The following is a 20,535-nucleotide window of genomic DNA, read 5'->3' on the forward strand; positions in this document are numbered from 1 at the left end:
GGTGACAAGCACCGGGGCGCTCCTCGACGCGCGGCTACCGTGCCGGCATGACGGACGACGGCAGCCGGGTCCAGCCCTGGGGCGCGGGCACGTGGACGACGCCGCCGGTCGCGGCCACCGAGGACGGCACCGACCTGCTGGTCACCGCCGTTGAGGGCAGCGACGCCTGGCGGCACACCTCCTACGGCTTCGTGCACGACGACGCCCACGCGCTGGTGAGCCCGCTGGACGGCGCGGTCGAGGTGACCTTCGACGTCGACTTCGACCACCAGTTCGACCAGGCCGGCCTGATGCTGCGGGCCGGCGCGGAGACGTGGCTCAAGGCCGGCGTCGAGTTCTCCGACGGGTCGCCGCAGCTCGGTGCCGTCGTCACGCTCGGACACTCGGACTGGTCGGTCGCCCCGGTGCCGGACTGGGCCGGCCGCCGGGTCACCGTCCGGGCCAGCCGGGCCGGCGACGCGGTCACCGTCCGGGCGAAGGTGGACGACGAGGCGTTCCGGCTGGTCCGGGTGGCCTGGTTCCCGCCGGACGCCGAGGTGCAGGCCGGGCCGTACTGCTGCGCCCCCACTCGCTCCGGCCTCGTCGTCCGCTTCCGGCGCTGGGCCACCGGCCCGGCCGATGGCGCCCTGCACTGAGCGGCCCTCCCGCTGGATGGCAGCGGCGGCGACGCGGGCGGCCGGCGGTCGGCAGGATCGGGGAGTGACCCCCACCACGCCGTCCGACCCGACCGAGCTGCCGCTGGAGCAGAAGGCCGCCCTCCTCTCCGGCCAGGACTTCTGGTCCACCCCGCCGGTCGAGGCCGCCGGCCTGCCCTCGGTGGTGCTCACCGACGGCCCGCACGGCGTGCGCAGGCAGGTGGGTGACCTCGACGAGATCGGCCTCATCGAGAGCGTGCCGGCCACCTGCTTCCCACCGGCCGTCGCCGTGGGGTCCAGCTGGGACCCGGAGACCGCCGAGCGGATCGGGGCGGCGATCGGGGTCGAGGCCCGCGCGATCGGCGTGCCCGTCGTCCTGGGGCCGGGGGTGAACATCAAGCGGTCGCCGCTGTGCGGCCGCAACTTCGAGTACTACTCCGAGGACCCGCTGCTGGCCGGGGTGCTCGGCGCCGCGCACGTCCGCGGCCAGCAGGGGGCGGGCGTGGGCGCGTCGGTGAAGCACTTCGCGGCCAACAACCAGGAGACCCAGCGCATGCAGGTCAGCGCCGACGTCGACGAGCGCACCCTGCGCGAGATCTACCTGCCGGCCTTCGAGCGGGTCGTCACGGAGGCCCAGCCGACCACGGTGATGTGCGCCTACAACAAGGTCAACGGGGTCTACGCCTCCCAGCACCACTGGCTGCTCACCGAGGTGCTGCGCGAGGAGTGGGGCTTCACCGGGGCCGTCGTCTCCGACTGGGGCGCGGTCGACGACCGGGTCGCCGCACTCGAGGCGGGCCTGGACCTGCAGATGCCCGGCGACCACGGCGCCGGCAACGCCCTGGTCGTGGAAGCCGTGCGCAGCGGCCGGCTGGACGAGGCGGTCGTCGACCGCAGCGTGCGCCGGGTGGCCGCGCTGGCCGGGTACGTCACCGAGCCCACCGACGGCTTCGACGCCGATGCCCACCATGCGCTGGCCCGCGAGCTCGCGGCCGGCTGCGCGGTGCTGCTGAAGAACGACGGCGGCGCGCTGCCGCTGGCCGCCGGGCAGCGGATCGCCGTGGTCGGCGAGTTCGCCCGCACGCCGCGCTTCCAGGGCGGCGGCAGCTCGCACGTCAACGCCACCCGGGTCGACGACGCGCTCACCGCGCTGCGGGCCGCGCACCCGGACCTCGGCTTCGCACCCGGTTACGCCCTCGACGGCGCCGGTGCCGCCACCGCCCTGCGCGAGGAGGCCGTCGGCCTGGCCCGGGACGCCGACGTCACCGTGGTCTTCGCCGGGCTGGCCGAGGCCGACGAGACCGAGGGCGTCGACCGCGCCCACCTCGACCTGCCCGCGGCCCAGGTGGGGCTGATCCGTGCGGTGGCCGCGGTCAGCGCCCGCACGGTCGTCGTCCTCTCCTCGGGGAGCGTGGTCTCCCTGGAGCGCTGGCACGACGACGTCGACGCCGTGCTCGCCGGCTTCCTGCTCGGCCAGGCCGGCGGCGGTGCGCTGGCCGACCTGCTCACCGGCGCCGTCGACCCGTCGGGCCGGCTGGCCGAGACCATCCCGCTGCGGCTGGCGGACACCCCCAGCTTCCTCGACTTCCCCGGCGAGCAGGGCCACGTCCGCTACGCCGAGGGCGTCATGGTCGGCTACCGCCAGTTCGTCACCCTCGACCGCCCGGTGCGGTATCCCTTCGGCCACGGGCTGAGCTACACGACCTTCGAGACCAGCGACCTGCAGGTGCAGGCCGTCGGGGACGACGCAGCCACGGTGACCCTGACGGTGACCAACACCGGCGCGCGGGCCGGCCGGCACGTCGTGCAGGTCTATGTCGCGACCACCGCCGGACCGGTGCGGCGGCCCGCCCGCGAGCTGCGCGCCTTCACCAAGGTCTCGCTGGCGGCGGGGGAGTCGACGACGGTGGCGTTCGAGCTGGACCGCCGGGCGTTCGCGTACTGGGACGTCCGGGAGCACGCCTGGGTCGTGGCGCCGGGGGAGCACACCGTGCAGATCGGCCGCAGCGCCACCGACGTCGTCGACGAGCGGACGATCGACCTCGCCGGGGACGTCGTCGTGCGGGAGCTGACCCTGCAGTCCTCGGTCGCCGAGTGGTTCGAGCACCCGGTCGCCGGCCCGCAGCTGCTGGAGGGCTTCCTGGCGACGATGCCCGAGGGCGCCGGTGAGATGCACGCCGGGATGCTGCAGATGATCGGGTCCATGCCGATGCGCCGGTTCGCCGCGGACTTCGGTGCGGCGATCCCCGCCGCGGAGCTCGAGCGGCTCATGGCGGCAGCCCGGGCCGCCCGGTGACCCGCTACGTCGCCCTGGGCAGCTCCTTCGCCGCCGGCCCGGGCATCGACCCGATCCTGGTCCCCGAGTGCGCGCGGTCGGGCCGCAACTACGCGCAGCTGGTCGCTGAGCGGCTCGGGTACGACCTGGTCGACGTCAGCTCGGGCGGGGCGACGATCGACGACGTCCTCACCCGACCGCAGGCGCTGCTGGCCGGCGGGACGGTGCCGCCGCAGGTCGACGCCGTCGATCCGGACACCGACCTGGTGACCGTCACCGTCGGTGGCAACGACGTCGACTACCTGCTCACCCTGCTGCGCTGCTCGGCCCGGGCCGACCCGGAGGGCGTGCCGCTGCCGGCCCGGGCGTTCTTCGGCACCCCGATCGACCCCGCCGCGGTGCACGCGGCGCTGGCGGACCTGCCGGACCGGCTCGCCCGGCTGGTCGGGGAGGTCCGCCGGCGGGCGCCCCGGGCCCGGGTGGTGCTCGTCGACTACCTGACCGTGGTGCCGGAGCAGGCCACGGCCGCCTTCCCGATGAGCGAGGTGCACCGCCTGCTGTGCGCCGACGTCGGCCGGCGGCTCGAGGCGGCGACCGCGGCGGCCGCGCGCGACACCGGGGCGGAGCTGGTGACCGCCTCGGCGGCCTCCCGCGACCACGCCGTCGGGTCGGCGGAGCCGTGGGTCACCGGCTGGGTGTTCGGTGACCTGCTGGGCGGCGGGGTCGCCCCGTACCACCCGAACGCGGCCGGGATGCGCGCCGTCGCAGACCTGCTGGTCGAGCAGCTGTCGGCCCACCCCGCGCGCTGACCGGCGGTTCGTCCCGGCGGGGGCGGGCAAGGAGGACGGGTCCGACCCGCACTCCGAGAGGAACACCGCCCCCATGCGCGGAGCAGTCCTGCACGCCCCCGGCGACGTCCGCGTCGAGCAGCTCGAGGACCCGCGGGTCGTGGAGCCCACCGACGCCGTGGTCCGGGCCTCGGCCACCTGCGTGTGCGGCTCGGACCTGTGGCCCTACCGCGGCATCAACGAGGTCACCAAGCCGACGCCGATCGGCCACGAGTACGTCGGGGTCGTCGAGGCGGTCGGCAGCGACGTCACCACGGTCCGCCCGGGCCAGTTCGTCATCGTGCCGTTCATCGCCTCGGACGGCACCTGCGCGCACTGCCGGGCGGGGTACCAGAGCGCCTGCGCGCACCGGGTGGGCATCACCGGCGCACAGGCCGAGCTGCTGCGGGTGCCACACGCCGACGGCACCCTCGTCGCCACCCCCGAGGTCCCCGCCCCCGAGCTGCTGCCGAGCCTGCTCACCCTCTCCGACGTCATGGCCACCGGCTGGTTCGCCGCCGTCGCCGCCGGCGTGCAGCCGGGGATGACCGTCGCGGTGGTGGGGGACGGCGCCGTCGGGCTGCTCGGCGTGCTGTCCGCCGCGCAGCTGGGGGCCGAGCGGATCATCGCCATGAGCCGACACGAGCCGCGGCAGCGGCTGGCCACCGGGTTCGGCGCGACCGACATCGTGACCGAGCGCGGGGACGAGGGGGTCGCGCGGATCCGGGACCTGACCGACGGGGTGGGGGCCGACGCCGTCCTCGAGTGCGTGGGCACCGCCGAGTCGATGGACCAGGCGATCCGCTCCACCCGCCCCGGTGGCGGCGTCGGGTTCGTCGGCGTCCCGCACGGCGTGGAGATCACCGGGCGGCAGCTGTTCTCCACGATGGTCCGGCTGCACGGCGGCCCCGCCCCGGTGCGCCGCTTCCTCCCCGACCTCATCGACCGGGTCTGGTCCGGGACGATCGAGCCGGGCCGGGTGTTCGACCTGACACTGCCGCTGGACGAGGCCGCCGAGGGCTACCGGGCGATGGACGAGCGCCGAGCGGTCAAGGCGCTGCTGACGCCGTGACCGGTCAGGAGCGCCCCTCAGCTCGGGCGTGCAGCTGCAGCTTGGCGAACAGGTCCTCGATCATCAGCCGGCAGTCGAGGTGCGTGTAGACGCGCATCGGCCGCGCGCCGGGGACGTCGGTGTACTGGCCGTCCGCCGAGATGCCCGGCGTGTCCCGGACGACGTGCCGACTCGAGGACGGGTCCGGCTCGAACGCCGACTGCAGCGCGGTGAGCAGCACCAGCGGGTTGTCGCCGAGGATGTACGTCTCGCCGAGGTCGAACCCGTGCTGGCGAGCCTCCGTACGGAGGCCGTCCAGCGCGGCGAACAGCCGCGCACCCAGCGGCCCCTGCTCGGCCATCCGCAGCTGCAGCTCGGCGAAGGTGGCCAGCGTCTGCCGGTAGGCGTCGCGCGGCACCTGCCAGATCGGGATGCTCGAGTCACCGAACACGATGGACCCGGCCAGCACGTCGATGAGCAGGTTGTACTCGATCGGCATCGCGCCCACTGGCGGCTCGGCCAGGCCGGGGTGCTCGGGGCCGCCGATCCAGACCAGCGTGAGCCGCTCGGCGATCCGCGGCTCGATCAGCCAGGCACTGGCGACCTCGGTGAGCCCGGCACCCGCGCAGACGTACAGCGGGCTGTCGACGTCGGTGCGCATGGCCTCGGCGACCAGCGCCTCGGCCGCCGCGGACCGGATCGGCGTCACCCGGTCGGTCAGACCGACGTTGGACCCGGCGAGGACGGGGACGTCGGGGCGGCCGGCCAGCGCGAGGACCTCGCGGGCGAGCTCGGCGGCGTTGTCCGCGGTGGTGTCCGAGGGGTCGAAGTGGTCACCGGGCCGCAGGTGGGAGCCGATGACCAGCCGCAGGTCGACCGACGGTGAGAGCGCGTGGTGCGCGAGCTGGACGAGGCCGTCGGGGTCACCGCTGAAGTCGTTGTCGACGACGACGCGGATGCGGGGCTGGTTCATCGGTCAGACCTCCGCGTGCGAAGCGCCCTGGGCGCGTCGTGATGCGTCGCCGTCCTGGCCGCCGCCCTGCTCGACCACCAGGACGGGCTGGTCGGTCCCGGGGTCGGCGCGCAGGGCGGCCAGCTCCGCCTCCGACGACACCGCCTCGCCGCGGGCGACCATCCCGGCGACCTCGGACAGCGGCACCTCGCGGAGCGCGAGGGCCAGCAGCAGCGCGAGGACGAGGATCGGCACCAGGTACCAGAACACCGGCGCCAGGGCGTCGGCGTAGGCGTCCACGATCGCGGTGCGCAGCGGCTCACCCGCGGCCTCGACCGCCGTCGGCACCAGCGTGTCCGGGGAGGTGATCCCCGCCTGCACCGCCTGCTCGGGGTCGGCGGCCAGGGTCTCGCCGAGCCGGTCGGCCAGCCGGCTGGTGAACAGCGTGCCGAAGACGGCGACGCCCAGCACCGCACCCACCTCGCGGAAGTAGTTGTTCGTCGAGGTGGCGGTGCCGATCTGCGCGGCCGGGACGGCGTTCTGCGCGGCGAGCACGACGTTCTGCATGATCAGCCCGAGACCGGCGCCGAGCAGGAAGAACATCGCGCCGACGGTCCACAGCGCGGTGTCCCCGGCCAGCGTGGTCATCCAGAGCATCGCCGCCAGGATCAGCGCGACCCCGGCGACGGTGAACACCTTGTAGCGGCCGGTGCGCATGATGACCGCGGCCGAGCTCTGGATGGTCAGGATGATCCCGGCGGTCATCGGCAGCATCAGCAGGCCGGAGTTCGCCGCCGACAGGCCCGAGCTCATCTGCAGGTAGGTGGGCATGAAGGCGATCGCGGAGAACATGCCCAGGCCCACGGCCATGCCCAGCGCGGTGGCGACCACGAAGGTGGGGTTGCGGAACAGCGACAGCGGGACGATCGGCTCCGCCGCCCGCCGCTCCACCAGCACGAACGCCGCGATCGAGCAGGCGAGCACGGCCAGCAGCGCCAGCACCTGCCAGGAACCCCAGCCCTCGCTGCCGCCGATGTCGGTGGCCAGCACCAGCGACGTGGTGGCGACCGACAGGGTGAGGATGCCGGCGAGGTCCAGCGGTGTGGTGTTCCGCTTGCGCGGCAGGGTGAGCGCGAACCAGCCGACGGCGAAGGCGGCCAGCCCGATCGGCACGTTGACCCAGAAGCACCAGCGCCAGCCCAGTGCGGCGCTGTCGGTGAAGAAACCGCCGACCAGCGGCCCGGCGACGGCGGAGAGCCCGAACAGCGCCCCGATCGGGCCCATGTACTTCGCCCGCTCCCGGGCCGGCACGATGTCGGCGATGATCGCCTGCGACAGGATCATCAGCCCGCCGCCGCCGAGGCCCTGCACGCCCCGCCAGAACACCAGCCAGCCGAAGTCCGGCGCCAGGGCGGCCCCCAGGCTCGCGGCGGTGAACAGCCCGATGGCCACCAGGAACAGCGTGCGCCGGCCGAACAGGTCGCCGAACTTGCCGTAGACCGGCATGACCAGGGTGGTCGCCAGCAGGTAGGCGGTGGTCATCCAGGCCATGTGCGAGACGCCGCCGAGCTCACCGACGATCGTCGGCATCGCGGTGGAGATGATCGTCTGGTCCAGTGCCGCCATCAGCATGCCGGCCAGCAGCGCGCCGAAGATCGTGTTGATCCGCCGGCGGGTCAGGACGATGGGCGGCGCGGCGGTGGGCGCGCTGGACATGGAGCTCCTCAGGGGTGGTGCGGGGGGCGGGTCGGTCGGGTCAGTGGCGCGGGGCGGGGAAGCCCGCCGCCACCTGGTCCCAGCCCTCGGCGACGAGGGCGGGCAGCGAGGCGGTGAAGCCGCCGGCCCGCCAGCGGTGCAGCGCGCTGCGCATCACCGAGCCCTGGACGGCGGCGAGCAGGCTGGGCTGGACGTCGAGCTCGGCCCGGGTGCCGGTGCGGGCGGCGAGCCACTCGGCCAGCACCTGCTCGCTCCGGGCGAAGGAGGCGGTGAGCCGGGCGGCCAGCGCCGGGTGCGCGTCGACGACCTGCAGCCGCAGCGGCCACAGCTCGGTCTCCGCGGCCATCCGCGCGGCCTCGGCGGCGTGTACCGCGCGCAGCGCCTGGACGGGGGTCTCGGTCGCCGGCCGGGCGGACAGTGCCTCGGCGAGGCGGAGCGGGTGCTCCGGGTCCAGGCCGATGACCGCGTCGTCCTTGGAGGGGAAGTAGTTGAAGAACGTCCGGGGGGAGACGTCGGCGTCGGCGGCGATGTCGTCGACCGACACCCGGTCCAGCCCGCGCTCGGCGACCAGTCGCAGCGCCGACTCGTGCAGCGCCGCGCGGGTGGCCTGCTTCTTGCGCTCGCGCAGGCCCGTGGTCACGTCGAGAGCATGGCAGGAAAAGTGCAGAGACTGCAAACATGCGTGGTCTGCACGGCGCGCCCTTGCCTCCTGGCTCTCAGGCCGCGGGTCCGGGGCAGGCAGCAGAGCAGGCGGTCATCGGCGAGGATCGGCCGGTGACCGATCCTCAGCTCCCGCCCCTCGCCGTCACCGGGTCCTCCGGACGCCTCGGCGGCCGGGTCGCCCGGCTGCTCGCCGACGCCGGGGTGCGCCAGCGCCTGCTGGTCCGTGACCCGGCCCGCGCCCCCCAGCTGCCCGGCACCACGGTCGCGACCGCGCCCTACGGCGACGGGGCGGCCGTGCGTGCGGCGCTGGCCGGCGTCGGCACGGTCTTCATGGTCTCGGGCAGCGAGTCCGCCGACCGGGTCGAGCAGCACCGCAGCTTCCTCGACGCGGCGGCCGACACCGGGGTCGGTCACCTGGTCTACCTCTCCTTCCTCGGCGCCGCGCCGGACGCGACGTTCCTGCTGGCGCGCGACCACTGGGCCACCGAGGAGCACGCCCGCTCGCTCGGGCTGGCCACGACGTTCCTCCGTGACGGGCTCTACGCCGAGGACATGCTGGGGATGGTCGGTGAGGACGGCGTGATCCGCGGACCCGCCGGTGACGGCCGGGCGTCGGTGGTGGCGCTGGACGACATCGCCGCCGTCGCCGCCCTCGTGCTGCAGGACCCGGTGCCGCACGCCGGGGCGGTCTACGACCTCACCGGGCCGGCGGCGCTGACCCTCGACGAGATCGCCGAGACGATCACCGCCGTGACCGGCCGGCCGGTGCGCTACCAGCTGGAGACCGTGGCGGAGGCCCACGCCTCGCGGGCCGAGTTCGAGGCACCCGAGTGGCTGGTGGATGCCTGGGTCTCCACGTACACCGCGATCGCGGCGGGCGAGATGGCCCGGGTCAGCAGCGACGTCCCCGACCTGCTGGGCCGCCCGGCCACCCCGCTGGCCGAGGTGCTGCGGCGGACGGAGGCAACAGCAAGATGAGCACGGCAGGATGAGCCGGTGACCCGGACACCGCACCTCGCCTCCCGGCTGCAGGGCTTCGGGACGACGGTCTTCGCCGAGATGAGCGCGCTGGCCGTCGCCACCGGGGCGATCAACCTGGGCCAGGGCTTCCCCGACGAGCCGGGCCCGGCCGAGGTGCTCGACGTCGCCCGGGCGGCGATCGGCACGGCGCACGACCAGTACCCGCCGGGCCCCGGTCAGCCGGACCTCCGGGCCGCGATCGCCGAGCACCAGCAGCGGTTCCGCGGCCTGACCTACGACCCGGTCGACGAGGTGCTGGTCACCGCCGGGGCGACCGAGGCGCTGACCGCCGCGCTGCTCGGGCTGCTCGAGCCCGGCGACGAGGTCGTGCTGTTCGAGCCCATGTACGACAGCTACGCCGCGGCGGTGGCGATGGCGGGCGGGGTGCTCCGCCCGGTGCCGCTCCGCCCGCCGTCCTCGGTCGCCGGCGAGGTCGCCACCGGACCCTGGACCTTCGATGAGGCGGAGCTGCGCACGGCGGTCACCCCGCGGGCGCGGCTGCTGCTGCTGAACACCCCGCACAACCCGACGGGCAAGGTGTTCACCCGCGCCGAACTGGCGGTGCTCGCCGAGGTGGCCACTGCCGCGGACCTGCTGGTGCTCACCGACGAGGTCTATGAGCACCTGGTGTTCGCCGGCGCCGAGCACGTCTCGATCGCCACCCTGCCCGGCATGGCCGAGCGCACCCTGGTGGTCAGCAGCGGCGGCAAGACGTTCAACACCACCGGCTGGAAGACCGGCTGGATCTGTGGCCCGGCACCGCTGGTGGCGGCGGCTCGCACCGCGAAGCAGTACCTCACCTTCGTCAACGGCGGCCCGTTCCAGCCGGCGATCGCCGCCGGCCTCCGGCTGCCGGACACGTACTTCACCGGGATGGCTGCCGACCTGCAGCGCCGCCGCGACCTGCTGGTGGCCGGGCTGGCCGATGCCGGGCTGCCGGTGGTGAGCCCGGAGGCCACCTACTTCGCCACCGTCGACGTCCGCCCGCGGCAGCCCGACGGGGACGGCATCGCGTTCTGCCGGTCCCTGCCCGGGCGGGCCGGGGTGGTCGCCGTCCCGACCGTGGTCTTCTATGCCCCGGAGCACGCGGAGCTGGGGCGGCACCTGGTGCGGTTCGCGTTCTGCAAACGTGACGAGGTGCTGGCCGAGGCGGCCGCGCGGTTGAGGAGGCTGGCATGAGGATCGCGGCGGTGCAGCACGACATCGTCTGGGAGGACCGGGACGCGAACTTCGCGCGGCTGGCCCCCCAGGTGGCCCGCGCGGTGGGCGCCGGGGCGGAGCTGGTGCTGCTCACCGAGACCTTCTCCACCGGCTTCTCGATGACGCCCGGGATCGGCGAGCCGGAGGGTGGGCCGTCGTCTCAGTTCCTCGCCGCTCAGGCCGCCGAGCACGGCGTCTGGGTGGCCGGCACCTGCCCGGAGACCGACGTCGAGGGCGAGCTGCCCTACAACACGTTCGTGCTCGCCGGCCCGGACGGCACCGCCCACCGCTACCGCAAGCTGCACCCCTTCGCCGACGAACGGACCCGGTTCCGCTCCGGCACCGGCCCGGTCACCGTCGACGTCGGCGGCCTGCGGATCACCCCGTTCATCTGCTACGACCTGCGCTTCGCCGACGTCTTCTGGGCCGCTGCCCCGGACACCGACGTCTACCTGGTGCCGGCGAACTGGCCCAGCCCGCGACGGCACCACTGGTCGGCGCTGCTCCAGGCCCGGGCGATCGAGAACCAGGCCTACGTGGTCGGCTGCAACCGGGTCGGCCCGGCCGGCGACGGCACCGAGCACGCCGGGGACAGCCGGATCATCAGCCCGATGGGCGAGCTGCTGGCCACCGCGTCGGGGGTGGAGACGATCGTGCTCGCCGACGTCGACGCCACCGAGGTCGCCGCCACCCGCGACCGGTTCCGGTTCCTGGCCGACCGCCGCAGCTGAGCAGGTGGTGCCCCGGGGCCGATCCGGGGTACCGGCGCACCGTGCCCACCCGCCGCGCGTTCCTCGCCGCTTGCGGCCAGCTGACCGCGGCCGCCCTCCTGGCGGCCTGCAGCGGGACCAGCCCGGGGGACAGCGGCGAGGAGACGCCGGACCCGGCCGCCCTGACCGTGCGTCCGGGCAGCGGCCAGCCGACCGGGCCAGCACCGGCCCCCGGTACGCACCCGCTGGGCGTGGCCGAGGACCGGGACGCCCTGCTGTACGTGCCGCCGACGCTGCCGGCGGAGGGGCCGGTGCCGCTGGTGGTCACCCTGCACGGCGCGGGCGGGGACGCCGAGGGCGGGCTGGCGCCGCTGCGCGGACTCGCCGACGAGCACGGTCTGCTCCTGCTGTCCCCGGCCTCACGCGGGACGACGTGGGACGCGCTCGGCACCGGTTGGGGCCCGGACGTCGACCACGTCGACCGGGCGCTGCGCGAGATCCTCGGGCTGCTGTCCGTCGACCCCGGACGGATCGCCGTCGCCGGGTTCTCCGACGGCGCCTCCTACGCACTCGGCCTGGGGCTGGCCAACGGCGACCTGTTCAGCGACGTCGTCGCCTTCTCGCCCGGCTTCGTCCCCTCGGCTCCGCGCACCGGCCGCCCTCCCGTGTTCGTCTCCCACGGGGTCGACGACGAGGTCCTGCCGGTGGAGCGGACCAGCCGGCAGATCGTCCCGGCGCTGCGGGAGGACGGCTACGAGGTGACCTACCGTGAGTTCGACGGCGGGCACACCGTGCCCCCGGAGATCGCCCGGGAGGCCGTCGACCAGCTCGTCCGGGCGGGCGGTTGACCGGCCAGATCGACCGCTGTGCACCCCGGTGGGCATGCCGGGTCGTCAGAGCGGGCAGGCTGGAGGACCCTGGTACAGGTAGGTACCAGGTGGGACGTCGAGATGTGCAGGAGCTAGAGGATGTCGCAGGGCACGGTCAAGTGGTTCAACGCCGAGAAGGGGTTCGGGTTCATCGAGCCCGACGATGGTGGGCAGGACGTGTTCGCGCACTTCTCCGCGATCGCCGACGACGGGGGCTTCCGCAGCCTGGACGAGGGGCAGCGGGTCGAGTACACCGCCAGCCCCGGCGACCGCGGCATGCAGGCGGACTCCATCCAGCCCCTGGGCGGCGGCGGCGGTGGCCGGCCCGCCCGTGAGGAGCGCGGTCACCGCGACGACCCCCGGCAGGTCCGCGCGCCGCAGGCCCCCCGCAGTGGTGGCGGCGGCTCGGAGGGCACGGTCCGCTGGTTCAACGCCGAGAAGGGCTTCGGGTTCATCGAGCCCGACGAGGGCGGGGACGACGTGTTCGTGCACTTCTCCGCCATCGCCGACGACGGTGGCTACCGCAGCCTGGACGAGGGTCAGCGGGTCGAGTACACCGCCAGCCCCGGCCAGCGGGGCCTGCAGGCCGACACGGTCCAGCCGCTCGGCGGCGGCCGGGCACCCCAGCGCGAGGAGCGCGGCCGCCGGGACGCACCCGCCCCGCGCGGTGGGCGCGGCGGCTCCGAGGGCACGGTGCGGTTCTTCAACGCCGAGAAGGGCTTCGGGTTCATCGAGCCCGACGAGGGCGGGGACGACGTGTTCGTGCACTTCTCCGCCATCGAGGACGACGGTGGTTACCGCAGCCTGGACGAGGGTCAGCGGGTCGAGTACAGCGCCAGCCCCGGCCAGCGCGGCATGCAGGCCGACTCGGTGCGCCCGCTCGGCGGCGGCGGACGCCCGCCGGCCCGGTACGACGACCGGCGTGACGACCGGCCTCGTCGGGAGGACCGCGCCGCGCGCGCTCCGCGGGCACCCCGCGGCGGCGGTGCCGGCGGCCAGGGCACCGTGCGGTTCTTCAACGCCGAGAAGGGCTTCGGGTTCATCGAGCCCGACGAGGGCGGGGACGACGTGTTCGTGCACTTCTCCGCCATCGCCGACCAGGGTGGTTACCGCAGCCTGGACGAGGGCCAGCGGGTCGAGTACACCGCCAGCGCCGGCGACCGCGGCATGCAGGCCGACTCCGTCCAGCCGCTCTGACACCCTCCCGCTGACCGCCGGGCACCCGTGGCGGTCAGCGGGACGGCCGGCTCGCTGCCGGACCCGGGTGCGTCGTGGCGAACGAGGAGCAGATGGTCACCGAGCCGCACCCCAGGACTCCGGAAGCGCCGGCCTGGACCCGGAGCTACGCCGAGGGCGTCCCTGCCGAGGTCGAGGTCCCGCGGGAGACCGTTCCCGACCTGCTGACCTCGGCGGCGCAGCGGTTCCCGGACCGGCCGGCGCTGGAGTTCTTCGGTGCCACGACCAGCTACGCCGAGCTCCGGGATGCCGTCGCCCGGGCCGCGACGGGGTTGCGCGACCTGGGGGTGCGGCCGGGTGACCGGGTGGCCCTGGTGCTGCCCAACTGCCCGCAGCACGTGGTCGCGTTCAACGCCGTCCTCCGGCTCGGAGCGGTGGTCGTCGAGCACAACCCGCTCTACACGGCCGAGGAGCTCGGCTCGCAGTTCCGCGATCACGGGGCCGCCGTCGCGGTGGTCTGGAACGTCGTCGCCCCCGTCGTCCAGCAGCTGGACGCCCCGGAGCTTCGCGAGGTGCTCGCGGTCGACCTCAGCCGGGCGCTGCCCCTGGTGAAGCGGCTGGCGCTGCGGCTGCCGGTGCCCAAGGCCCGGGCCACCCGGGCGGCGATGACGAAGCCGGCCCCCGGGACGACGTCCTGGGACGCCGTGGTGGCCGAGGCGACTCCGCTGGAGGAGGCGCACTCGGGCCCGGCGCACGAGGACGTGGCGCTGCTGCAGTACACCGGCGGCACCACCGGCGCCCCCAAGGCGGCGGTGCTCACCCACCGGAACCTGGTCGCCAACGTGACCCAGTCCTTGGCGTGGGTGCCCCAGTTGCGGGCGGGCGAGGAGGTCCTCTACGGCGTCCTCCCGATGTTCCACGCCTACGGCGTGCTGCTGTGCCTGGCCGCGGCCGTGCGGCTGGGTGCGGTGCTCGTGCTGTTCCCGCGCTTCGACGTCGACCAGGTGCTGGCCGCGGCCAAGAAGAGACCGCCGACGTTCTTCCCCGGCGTGCCGCCGATGTACCAGCGGCTGGCCACCGCGGCCGAGGAGCGCGGCGTGGACCTGTCGGGCACCCGGGTGGCGATCTCCGGGGCGATGCCGTTGCCGCTGGAGACCGCGCAGCTGTGGGAGCGGGTGACCGGCGGGCTGGTCGTGGAGGGCTACGGGATGACCGAGGCCTCACCCATCGTGATCGGCAACCCGGTCGGGCCGACGCGTCGCCCCGGCACCGTCGGCCTGCCGTTCCCGTCGACCCGGATGCGGGTGGTCGACCCGGAGGACCCGACCGTCGAGCGGGCGCCGGGGGAGCGCGGCGAGCTGCTGGTGCAGGGCCCGCAGGTGTTCTCCGGCTACTGGAACCGCCCGGAGGAGACCGCCGCCGTGCTGCTGCCCGGCGGCTGGCTGCGCACCGGCGACGTGGTCGAGGTCGACGACGACGGGTTCGTCCGGATCGTCGACCGGATCAAGGAGCTGATCATCACCGGCGGCTTCAACGTCTACCCCTCCGAGGTCGAGGAGGTGTTGAAGGCGGTCGACGGCATCACCGACGCCGCCGTCGTCGGCCTGCCCGGCAAGAACGGGGAGGACGTCGTCGCCGCGGTGGTGCTGGAGCGGGAGCTGGACCTGGACGCCGTCCGGGAGTCGATCCGTGGGTCGCTGGCCGGCTACAAGGTGCCGCGACGGATCGTGGCGGTCGACGACCTGCCCCGCTCGCAGATCGGCAAGGTGCTCCGCCGCGAGGTCCGCGACCAGCTGCTCGCCGACTAGGTGCACCGACGGCCGAAGGCGACGACCAGGGCGGCGGTCACCCCAGAAGCGACCGCACCGGCGACAAGGGCTCGGCCCGTACCGTCTGACGTGACCGCGGCGGGCGCCGCAAGCTCTGGTCAGTGCTCACTCTGTCGACCCGTAGGAAACGTCCTTTATCTTACGGTCGGCGGAGCCGCAGGAACGTCTCGGCGTGTGGGTGCGCTCCGGGCCTCTTGGAAGCGGCGGGTGTGCGCTTCGTTGGCCAGCTGGCGGGCGGCGATGATCGAGGCCGACTCCGGCGCCGCGGGCGTCGTCACGGCGTGGCCGAGGTGCTGGTGGTGTCATCGGAGGTGGTTCGTAGCGCCCACCACCGTGCGATGCCCAGCGCGACCGCGACACCCAGCACCACGAGGAGTGCCTGCACAGTGACGGTGCCCTCGGTGGTGCGGTAGTCGGGATCATCGGCGACGGCGAGCAGGCCGGCGATGCCGGCGGCTGCCCCGATCGGCAGCAGTAGGGCAGCCTTCCGCAGCGTCGCCCGGGCGGCGGGCCGTCCCGCCAGTAGCCACCTCAGGCCGGCGAGCGTGCCGATCAACCCCGCCAGGACGAGTGCCCCGTAGACAAGGAGCGGACCTGCGCTGGGGTAGCTGCCAGGGAGGGTGAACCAGGAGGACAGCAGCGGGGTGAGGATCAGGACGATGAGCACATACGCGGCGACGACGACGCCGACCGCGGTGAGGATGCCGCCGAGCAGGACGCGCGGGTAGTCCCGCGGCCGAGGGATGTATCCGCCTACCTCGATGGCTTCTCGGGCGAAGGCGTCGATGTCTGAGTCGATGAGGGCAGCCGGACTGACTCCATCGTCCGCGGCCGCCTGAAGGTCGACACGCACCTCTTCGAGGACCGTCCGGCGGTCGCTGCGGGTCAGGTGCAGGCGTCGCAGGCTTCGGTCCAGCTCGGCGATGGTGGCGTCGATCTGCTCGCCGGGGACCGTCTTGTTGTCAGCTCTGGACACTGGGGCTCACCTCAGGGTTGTCGAGGGCTCCGGCGGAGGCGAGGAGTCCGGTGATGGCCGATGTCGTGTCGACCCACTGCTGGGTCCACTCGGTGAGTGCTTGGGCTCCCGCGGGGGAGACCTCGAAGACCTTGCGGGGGGGCCCGCTGGGGCTGGGCTCGGTGCGCTCGGTGACCAATCCCTGCCGGCGCAGACGCCCCATCAGGGGGTAGACGGTGCCGTAGCCAACCCCGGGCAGCCCTTGCTTCTCCAGCTGGACGACGACGTCGTAGGCATGGGTCGGTCGGCGTGCCAGCAGAGCGAGCAGGCAGGTGTCCAACGCGCCGCGTAGCAGCTGGGTGCGACGGTCTGGATCCAGTGCCATGCGAGACATAGTAGCTGAGGTAGTAGGTCTTGCCTGGTAGCTGGAAGTGAACGCTAGCCGGAGCGGCCCACAAACGTCAGGGGCCGGCAGATTCGAGCCGTTGATTTCGGGCACGGGTTCTGGGCCGGTTGACCCGCCGGCCGACCTGCATAAACGCCTGACAAGTCAAGAGCCGCGCGAGCAGGCCCAGAAACGGGCGTCTTCGGTCAACGCTCAAATCCACAGCGTTGTGGTGGTCCAGCCCCGGGCTGTCGCGTACTGGTGCAGTCCGGTCATCAAGGCTCTGCCAATCCCTCGGCCCCAGCGCTCGGGGGCGACGAAGACCATCGACACGGGGCCATGCCCGGGTGTGATCCCCCGACCCCCGTCATCTGAACGGCCAGGTTCAGCCAGGGCCATGGCGACCACGTTGCTGCCTTCACGTACGACGACCATGAGGGCATCCACCGCACGCACCTTCTCCTGCACGCCTGCGGTGCGCTCGGCGGTGGGCGCGAGTCCTCGAGCAGCGTTGGCTGCGCGCCAGACTTCGACGGCCGGGTCGAGGTCACCGATGGAGCTGCAGCTACCTCCAGCTCCATCGGTGCATCATCACCTGAGGAGCATGCCGGCGAGGGCGGGGCGTTCCCCCACCTTCGGTATCGCGTTGGACGCAGAAGGAAGCGTTGGCGGGCACGGCGTGGTCCGCGTCGTGATGTGTTCAGGGGGTCGCGGTGATAAGGCGCAGGGCGCCGTCGTAGTCGGCCAGCTCGCGCACGTGGCCATGCGCCTGGCCCCACGCCCCGCTGGCCAGGTCCTCCTCAAGACGCTCCAAGCCGCGCTGCACGGCGGCCGGGTCGGTCAGACCGAAGCCCGAGGTAGCGGCACGGACTTCCGGGCGCAGGAAGGCCTCCGGGCGGGCGTAGAACGCCTCCCCGAACCCGTCGACGCAGTCAGCAGGAACCGGCACCACGTCGACGCGCACCTCGGCGCTGCCGTGGGCAAGGGCGCCCGTCACCTGCTCGATCGTGGGGAACCGCGTCTGGTCGAGGGCGATGACCTCGGGGAAGTAGTCGGCCAGCCAGAAGTGCTGCAGCACCGAGGCGTCGATGGTGAGGATGACGACCGGACCACGGCTGACCCGTCGCATCTCGCGTAGACCCTGCTCGACGTCGCTCCACTGGTGGACGGTCACCGTGGCCATGGCCGCGTCGAAGCTGTCGTCGTCGAAGGGCAGCCGCTCGGCCGCCGCGTCGACCGCCGGCGCTGCCGTGGCAGGGCGCTGAGCCCGCATCGCCGCCGACGGCTCGACCGCCAGCACGTACCGGTCGGTCGGCTCGTAAGACCCCGCCCCGGCGCCGACGTTGAGCACCGTCCGGCTGACGCCGAGGGCCGCGTGCACCCTTGCCTCGATCCGCGGGTCGGTCTGGCGCAGGACCGCGTAGCCCTGGCCATGCCGCTCGTAGTCGAAGTCACCGGCCGGGCGCTCACGGGTCATCACGGGCTCCATCACAGCACCACCTACGGCAACTGATCCAGAACAGCTCGTCGATCAGCGGCCCAGCGTGGCCGGCGCCGGAGCTCCGGGCAGAGGAGGTGGCCGAGAACGTCCTTTATCTGCCAGACGCGGGTCTTGGGTGCGCGGCGGTGGACAGCTTCAGTCGTCCAGATCGTCCACGGGAGCTGACCAGTTCCACGCGAGGGCAGCCGAGGGCAGCATGCTGACGGTCAGGAACGAGGCGATGGTCAGCGTGATCCAGCCGGCGCCGGCGAAGAGCTCAGTGGTGGCGGTCTTGGCGAGGAAGGCGTCGAGGGCCGCGAGGAGCATCAGCGTTCCCAGCAAGGTCAGCGTGAGCTGGAAGCCGCGGCGGTAGCCCTGGTCGCGTTCGCCGATCTCACGCTCGTCGAGCAGGTTCTCGGGCGCGGTGTCGAGCATCCGGGTCGCGCGGCGCAGCAAGAGGATCCCGGTGGTGCCGAGGATCGCCACGGCCAGCCCGAGGAACGCCCCGGGGATCGTGTCGCTGACCGCGGCAGCGAGCACGCCGACGGTGAAAGTGGCGGCCGGGATCAGGGACAGGGTGCGCCGCCCGCTACGGCTGGCAAGCCAGGTGGGCAAGGGGCGCTGGCGCTGCTCTTGCATGCGCGTTTCCATCTGCGTGCGCAGCTGCGCACGGCGCTGTGCGTTGCTGGGCTGGGTGCTGGTGTCGGGGACGTTCACGAGGACGCTCCTGTCGTTGGGGTGGCGTACAGCTGTGCCGACATGGGCGGGAACGGGGTCAGGGAGAAGATCGCTTCCACAGGTAGGTCGAAGTGGTCGGCCAGGCGTAGGGCGAGCTCCACGGAGGGGCCGTAGTCGCCGCGTTCGAGGAAGCCGACGGTCTGGACGTTGATGCCCACCACCTCGGCCAGCTGGCGACGAGTGATGCCCCGCTCGGCGCGCAGTACTGCAAGACGGTTGTGCAGCTGCTTGCTGGTACCTGCGGCCTTGTCTGTCACGACTTTAGTGTTGCGTACTCGCAACACACTGACAAGGAATGCAACACAGTGGTGTTCAGGAGCTGTGGGTCGAGCGGGCGATCCGGCCGCGCCGTGTCCTGGCATCAGGGCTCGGCAGTGAGGCGACGAGTGGTGCTCGTTGCGGTCACCCTTGACAGGCGCGGTCAGTGAAAGCCGGCGCGAGCCTCGGCGTGCTGCAGGGCTGGTCCTTGCCGGAGAAGGTCGAGTCCGCTGGCGTGGTGTGTCCGACCGGCCGAGCACGGACACAGCCATCACCGGTCCCACACCGGCATCCCGTCCGGGGTACCGACCCGTCAGCGTGGCACGAGCACCGACCAGGCGTGGTGTTCCACCCGCCACGTCCGGCAGACCACTCCCTCCTCGAGTTCGCCGTCCGCGACGAGGTCGACCGAGTCGCCCGACACCGATACCTCCCGCCCCCGCACGACGAGGACGTCGTCGCGTTCGACGTGCCGCCCGGTGTTCAGCGCCGCCGCGAAGGTGGCCCGCGCCAGCGGACCTGTCGCGGTGGACACGACGACATCGAGGAGTCCGTCGTCCACCAGCGCGTCCGGGGCCAGGGGGGTGGACCCGCCGACGGTCGGTCCGTTGCAGACGCCGACCATCAGCACGCCCGTGGTCCGATCGGGCGACGACCCCGCGGCGTGGGGCACGACGCCCCGGCCGTCGACCTCGACCCGTAGGTGCCAACCAGCGGTCGTCACGCCGGCGATGACGGCGCCCAGCGGGTACGCCGCCGACCCCAGTCGGTCCTTGAACCGGGCCGCCTCCGCGCCCGCCCGAGCACCGGCGCCAAGGTGGACGGCATTGACGACCAGGCCACCGACGTCGTCCCGCACGACGTCCAGCGGGCGAGGAGCTCCCGTCAGAACGACGGCGGCGCTCTCCGCCGGATCCAGCGGCAGCCCGAGCGCCTGGGCCAGGTCGTTGCCGGTCCCCCGCGGGATGATCCCCACGGGAGCATCCGCGTCCAGGCCTTCCACCGCGTCCAGTGCCGTGACCGCCGCATGGACGGACCCGTCGCCACCGATGACGACCAGCCGCCGGTCACCTCGACCTCTCACCGCCCGCAGCAGCTCCCCGGGGCCTGCGGTCGCTGCCACGGTGACGTCGGCACCCTCACGGAGGGCGGTCAACGCCGACTCCACCGAATCGTCATCCATGTCTCCCGCGGCACGATTCACCACGGCCAACAGTTGCTGCACGGGAGAGGCCTCCGTTCCCCGCAGATCGCGGCTACCCAGTCGGGCGATGGGCATGAAGGACCCCGCACACGGTGACCACGATGCACGACCTCACCCCCGCCGGCCAGCCGATGCCCACCTGGCGGGTCTCCCGCTACGTGGCTCCCCGTGCCGGACCCATCGGTCGAACCCGAGCACCAGACTCTCTGGGTCTCCCCTGGCCAGGGCGGCGACAAGGCCGCGGATCGAGACGGCGCTGACCGCCCGCCGGCAAGGCCCATTCCGTCAGGCGATGGTGACGAGGCGGGTTGGCGACGATCCTGAGATGACGTCCCCTGTCGATGGGGGCGGCGAACCAGCAGATCCCGCCATAGTCACTGGCCTCGGTACGGAGCTGTCCACGCCTTGCCGTCACTCAAGTCGATCCAGGAGCGTGGCGTCCCGTGTTGGTCGGACTGGATGTCGTCCCTGAGAATGTCTCGGTGCTCTAGTTCCTGCTGCATGACCTGATGACTCGGCTGCAAGGCAGTCATGAGGTCCCCCAAGATGCCGGACCCTCCGCTTGTGGAGGGCTTGCGATTGCGCCAGTAGA

Annotated in this window: 20 protein-coding genes; 10 read left to right on the forward strand and 10 right to left on the reverse strand. The window is 73.3% G+C overall.

All coding sequences use genetic code 11. From position 1 onward, the window contains the following. Positions 1–47 precede the first annotated feature (47 nt). The 4 genes from O2W18_RS09595 to O2W18_RS09610 all read left to right on the forward strand — a co-directional run bounded on the left by O2W18_RS09595 (position 48) and on the right by O2W18_RS09610 (position 4,809). The gene (locus tag O2W18_RS09595; protein ID WP_269187307.1) at positions 48–635 is read left to right on the forward strand and encodes a DUF1349 domain-containing protein; all 588 of its coding nucleotides are present in this window, start codon (positions 48–50) and stop codon (positions 633–635) included. A 64-nt stretch (positions 636–699) separates the two neighbouring features. Further along, on the forward strand, positions 700–2,931 hold the full coding sequence (locus tag O2W18_RS09600) for a glycoside hydrolase family 3 C-terminal domain-containing protein (RefSeq protein WP_269187308.1): 2,232 nt from the start codon (positions 700–702) through the stop codon (positions 2,929–2,931). Further along, complete coding sequence (locus O2W18_RS09605; RefSeq protein ID WP_269187309.1) at positions 2,928–3,719, forward strand: SGNH/GDSL hydrolase family protein; 792 nt, start codon at positions 2,928–2,930, stop codon at positions 3,717–3,719. Before O2W18_RS09600 ends, O2W18_RS09605 begins: the two co-directional genes overlap by 4 nt. 73 nt (positions 3,720–3,792) lie before the next feature. Next, positions 3,793–4,809, forward strand: a complete 1,017-nt coding sequence (locus O2W18_RS09610; RefSeq protein ID WP_269187310.1) for a zinc-dependent alcohol dehydrogenase family protein — start codon at positions 3,793–3,795, stop codon at positions 4,807–4,809. Positions 4,810–4,813: 4 nt separating this feature from the next. On the opposite strand, the gene O2W18_RS09615 is transcribed toward O2W18_RS09610, so the two are convergent. The 3 genes from O2W18_RS09615 to O2W18_RS09625 are packed head-to-tail and all read right to left on the reverse strand — an operon-like array spanning position 4,814 to position 8,096. Continuing rightward, positions 4,814–5,761, reverse strand: coding sequence for a nucleoside hydrolase (locus O2W18_RS09615; RefSeq protein WP_269187311.1), 948 nt, complete (start codon positions 5,759–5,761; stop codon positions 4,814–4,816). A 3-nt stretch (positions 5,762–5,764) separates the two neighbouring features. Then, positions 5,765–7,456 carry an MDR family MFS transporter gene (locus tag O2W18_RS09620; RefSeq protein WP_269187312.1) on the reverse strand — a complete coding sequence of 564 codons (1,692 nt, stop codon included), beginning with the start codon at positions 7,454–7,456 and terminating at the stop codon, positions 5,765–5,767. A gap of 40 nt (positions 7,457–7,496) precedes the next feature. Then, the gene (locus O2W18_RS09625) at positions 7,497–8,096 is read right to left on the reverse strand and encodes an acyl-CoA-like ligand-binding transcription factor (RefSeq protein ID WP_269187313.1); all 600 of its coding nucleotides are present in this window, start codon (positions 8,094–8,096) and stop codon (positions 7,497–7,499) included. Positions 8,097–8,230: 134 nt separating this feature from the next. Between O2W18_RS09625 and O2W18_RS09630 the strand changes: the two genes are divergently transcribed. The 6 genes from O2W18_RS09630 to O2W18_RS09670 all read left to right on the forward strand — a co-directional run bounded on the left by O2W18_RS09630 (position 8,231) and on the right by O2W18_RS09670 (position 14,902). Next, positions 8,231–9,097, forward strand: a complete 867-nt coding sequence (locus tag O2W18_RS09630) for an SDR family oxidoreductase (protein WP_269187314.1) — start codon at positions 8,231–8,233, stop codon at positions 9,095–9,097. Between the two features lie 18 nt (positions 9,098–9,115). Further along, entirely contained in the window at positions 9,116–10,318 is a 1,203-nt protein-coding gene (locus O2W18_RS09635) for a pyridoxal phosphate-dependent aminotransferase (RefSeq protein ID WP_269187315.1), read from the forward strand. Then, the gene (locus O2W18_RS09640; protein ID WP_269187316.1) at positions 10,315–11,070 is read left to right on the forward strand and encodes a nitrilase-related carbon-nitrogen hydrolase; all 756 of its coding nucleotides are present in this window, start codon (positions 10,315–10,317) and stop codon (positions 11,068–11,070) included. Before O2W18_RS09635 ends, O2W18_RS09640 begins: the two co-directional genes overlap by 4 nt. Before the next feature lie 41 nt (positions 11,071–11,111). Beyond that, positions 11,112–11,897 (forward strand): alpha/beta hydrolase, encoded by a 786-nt coding sequence (locus tag O2W18_RS09645; protein ID WP_269187317.1) that lies wholly within the window; start codon positions 11,112–11,114, stop codon positions 11,895–11,897. Between the two features lie 120 nt (positions 11,898–12,017). Then, positions 12,018–13,115: a cold-shock protein gene (locus O2W18_RS21715; RefSeq protein ID WP_442929130.1), complete on the forward strand. Its 1,098-nt coding sequence runs from the start codon at positions 12,018–12,020 to the stop codon at positions 13,113–13,115. Between the two features lie 74 nt (positions 13,116–13,189). Beyond that, positions 13,190–14,902 carry a long-chain-fatty-acid--CoA ligase gene (locus O2W18_RS09670; RefSeq protein WP_269187318.1) on the forward strand — a complete coding sequence of 571 codons (1,713 nt, stop codon included), beginning with the start codon at positions 13,190–13,192 and terminating at the stop codon, positions 14,900–14,902. Between the two features lie 295 nt (positions 14,903–15,197). Here the strand turns inward: O2W18_RS09670 and O2W18_RS09675 are convergent, their stop codons facing one another. The 7 genes from O2W18_RS09675 to O2W18_RS09700 form a co-directional block, all read right to left on the reverse strand. Further along, a complete protein-coding gene (locus O2W18_RS09675; RefSeq protein WP_269187319.1) occupies positions 15,198–15,899 on the reverse strand; it encodes a hypothetical protein in 702 nt (233 codons plus the stop codon). Next, positions 15,886–16,263 (reverse strand): PadR family transcriptional regulator, encoded by a 378-nt coding sequence (locus O2W18_RS09680; RefSeq protein ID WP_269187320.1) that lies wholly within the window; start codon positions 16,261–16,263, stop codon positions 15,886–15,888. The genes O2W18_RS09675 and O2W18_RS09680 overlap by 14 nt, the downstream gene beginning before the upstream one ends. Before the next feature lie 213 nt (positions 16,264–16,476). Beyond that, positions 16,477–16,731 (reverse strand): GNAT family N-acetyltransferase, encoded by a 255-nt coding sequence (locus tag O2W18_RS21720; RefSeq protein WP_442929131.1) that lies wholly within the window; start codon positions 16,729–16,731, stop codon positions 16,477–16,479. Between the two features lie 232 nt (positions 16,732–16,963). After that, positions 16,964–17,740, reverse strand: coding sequence for a class I SAM-dependent methyltransferase (locus tag O2W18_RS09685; RefSeq protein WP_269187321.1), 777 nt, complete (start codon positions 17,738–17,740; stop codon positions 16,964–16,966). 159 nt (positions 17,741–17,899) lie between these two features. Then, positions 17,900–18,460 carry a hypothetical protein gene (locus tag O2W18_RS09690; protein WP_269187322.1) on the reverse strand — a complete coding sequence of 187 codons (561 nt, stop codon included), beginning with the start codon at positions 18,458–18,460 and terminating at the stop codon, positions 17,900–17,902. Next, the gene (locus O2W18_RS09695; RefSeq protein ID WP_269187323.1) at positions 18,457–18,738 is read right to left on the reverse strand and encodes a helix-turn-helix transcriptional regulator; all 282 of its coding nucleotides are present in this window, start codon (positions 18,736–18,738) and stop codon (positions 18,457–18,459) included. The genes O2W18_RS09690 and O2W18_RS09695 overlap by 4 nt, the downstream gene beginning before the upstream one ends. A 314-nt stretch (positions 18,739–19,052) precedes the next feature. Next, entirely contained in the window at positions 19,053–20,018 is a 966-nt protein-coding gene (locus O2W18_RS09700; RefSeq protein WP_269187324.1) for a diacylglycerol/lipid kinase family protein, read from the reverse strand. Positions 20,019–20,535: the final 517 nt, after the last annotated feature.

The sequence above is a fragment of the Modestobacter sp. VKM Ac-2983 genome, from assembly GCF_026967885.1.
GTDB lineage: Bacteria > Actinomycetota > Actinomycetes > Mycobacteriales > Geodermatophilaceae > Modestobacter.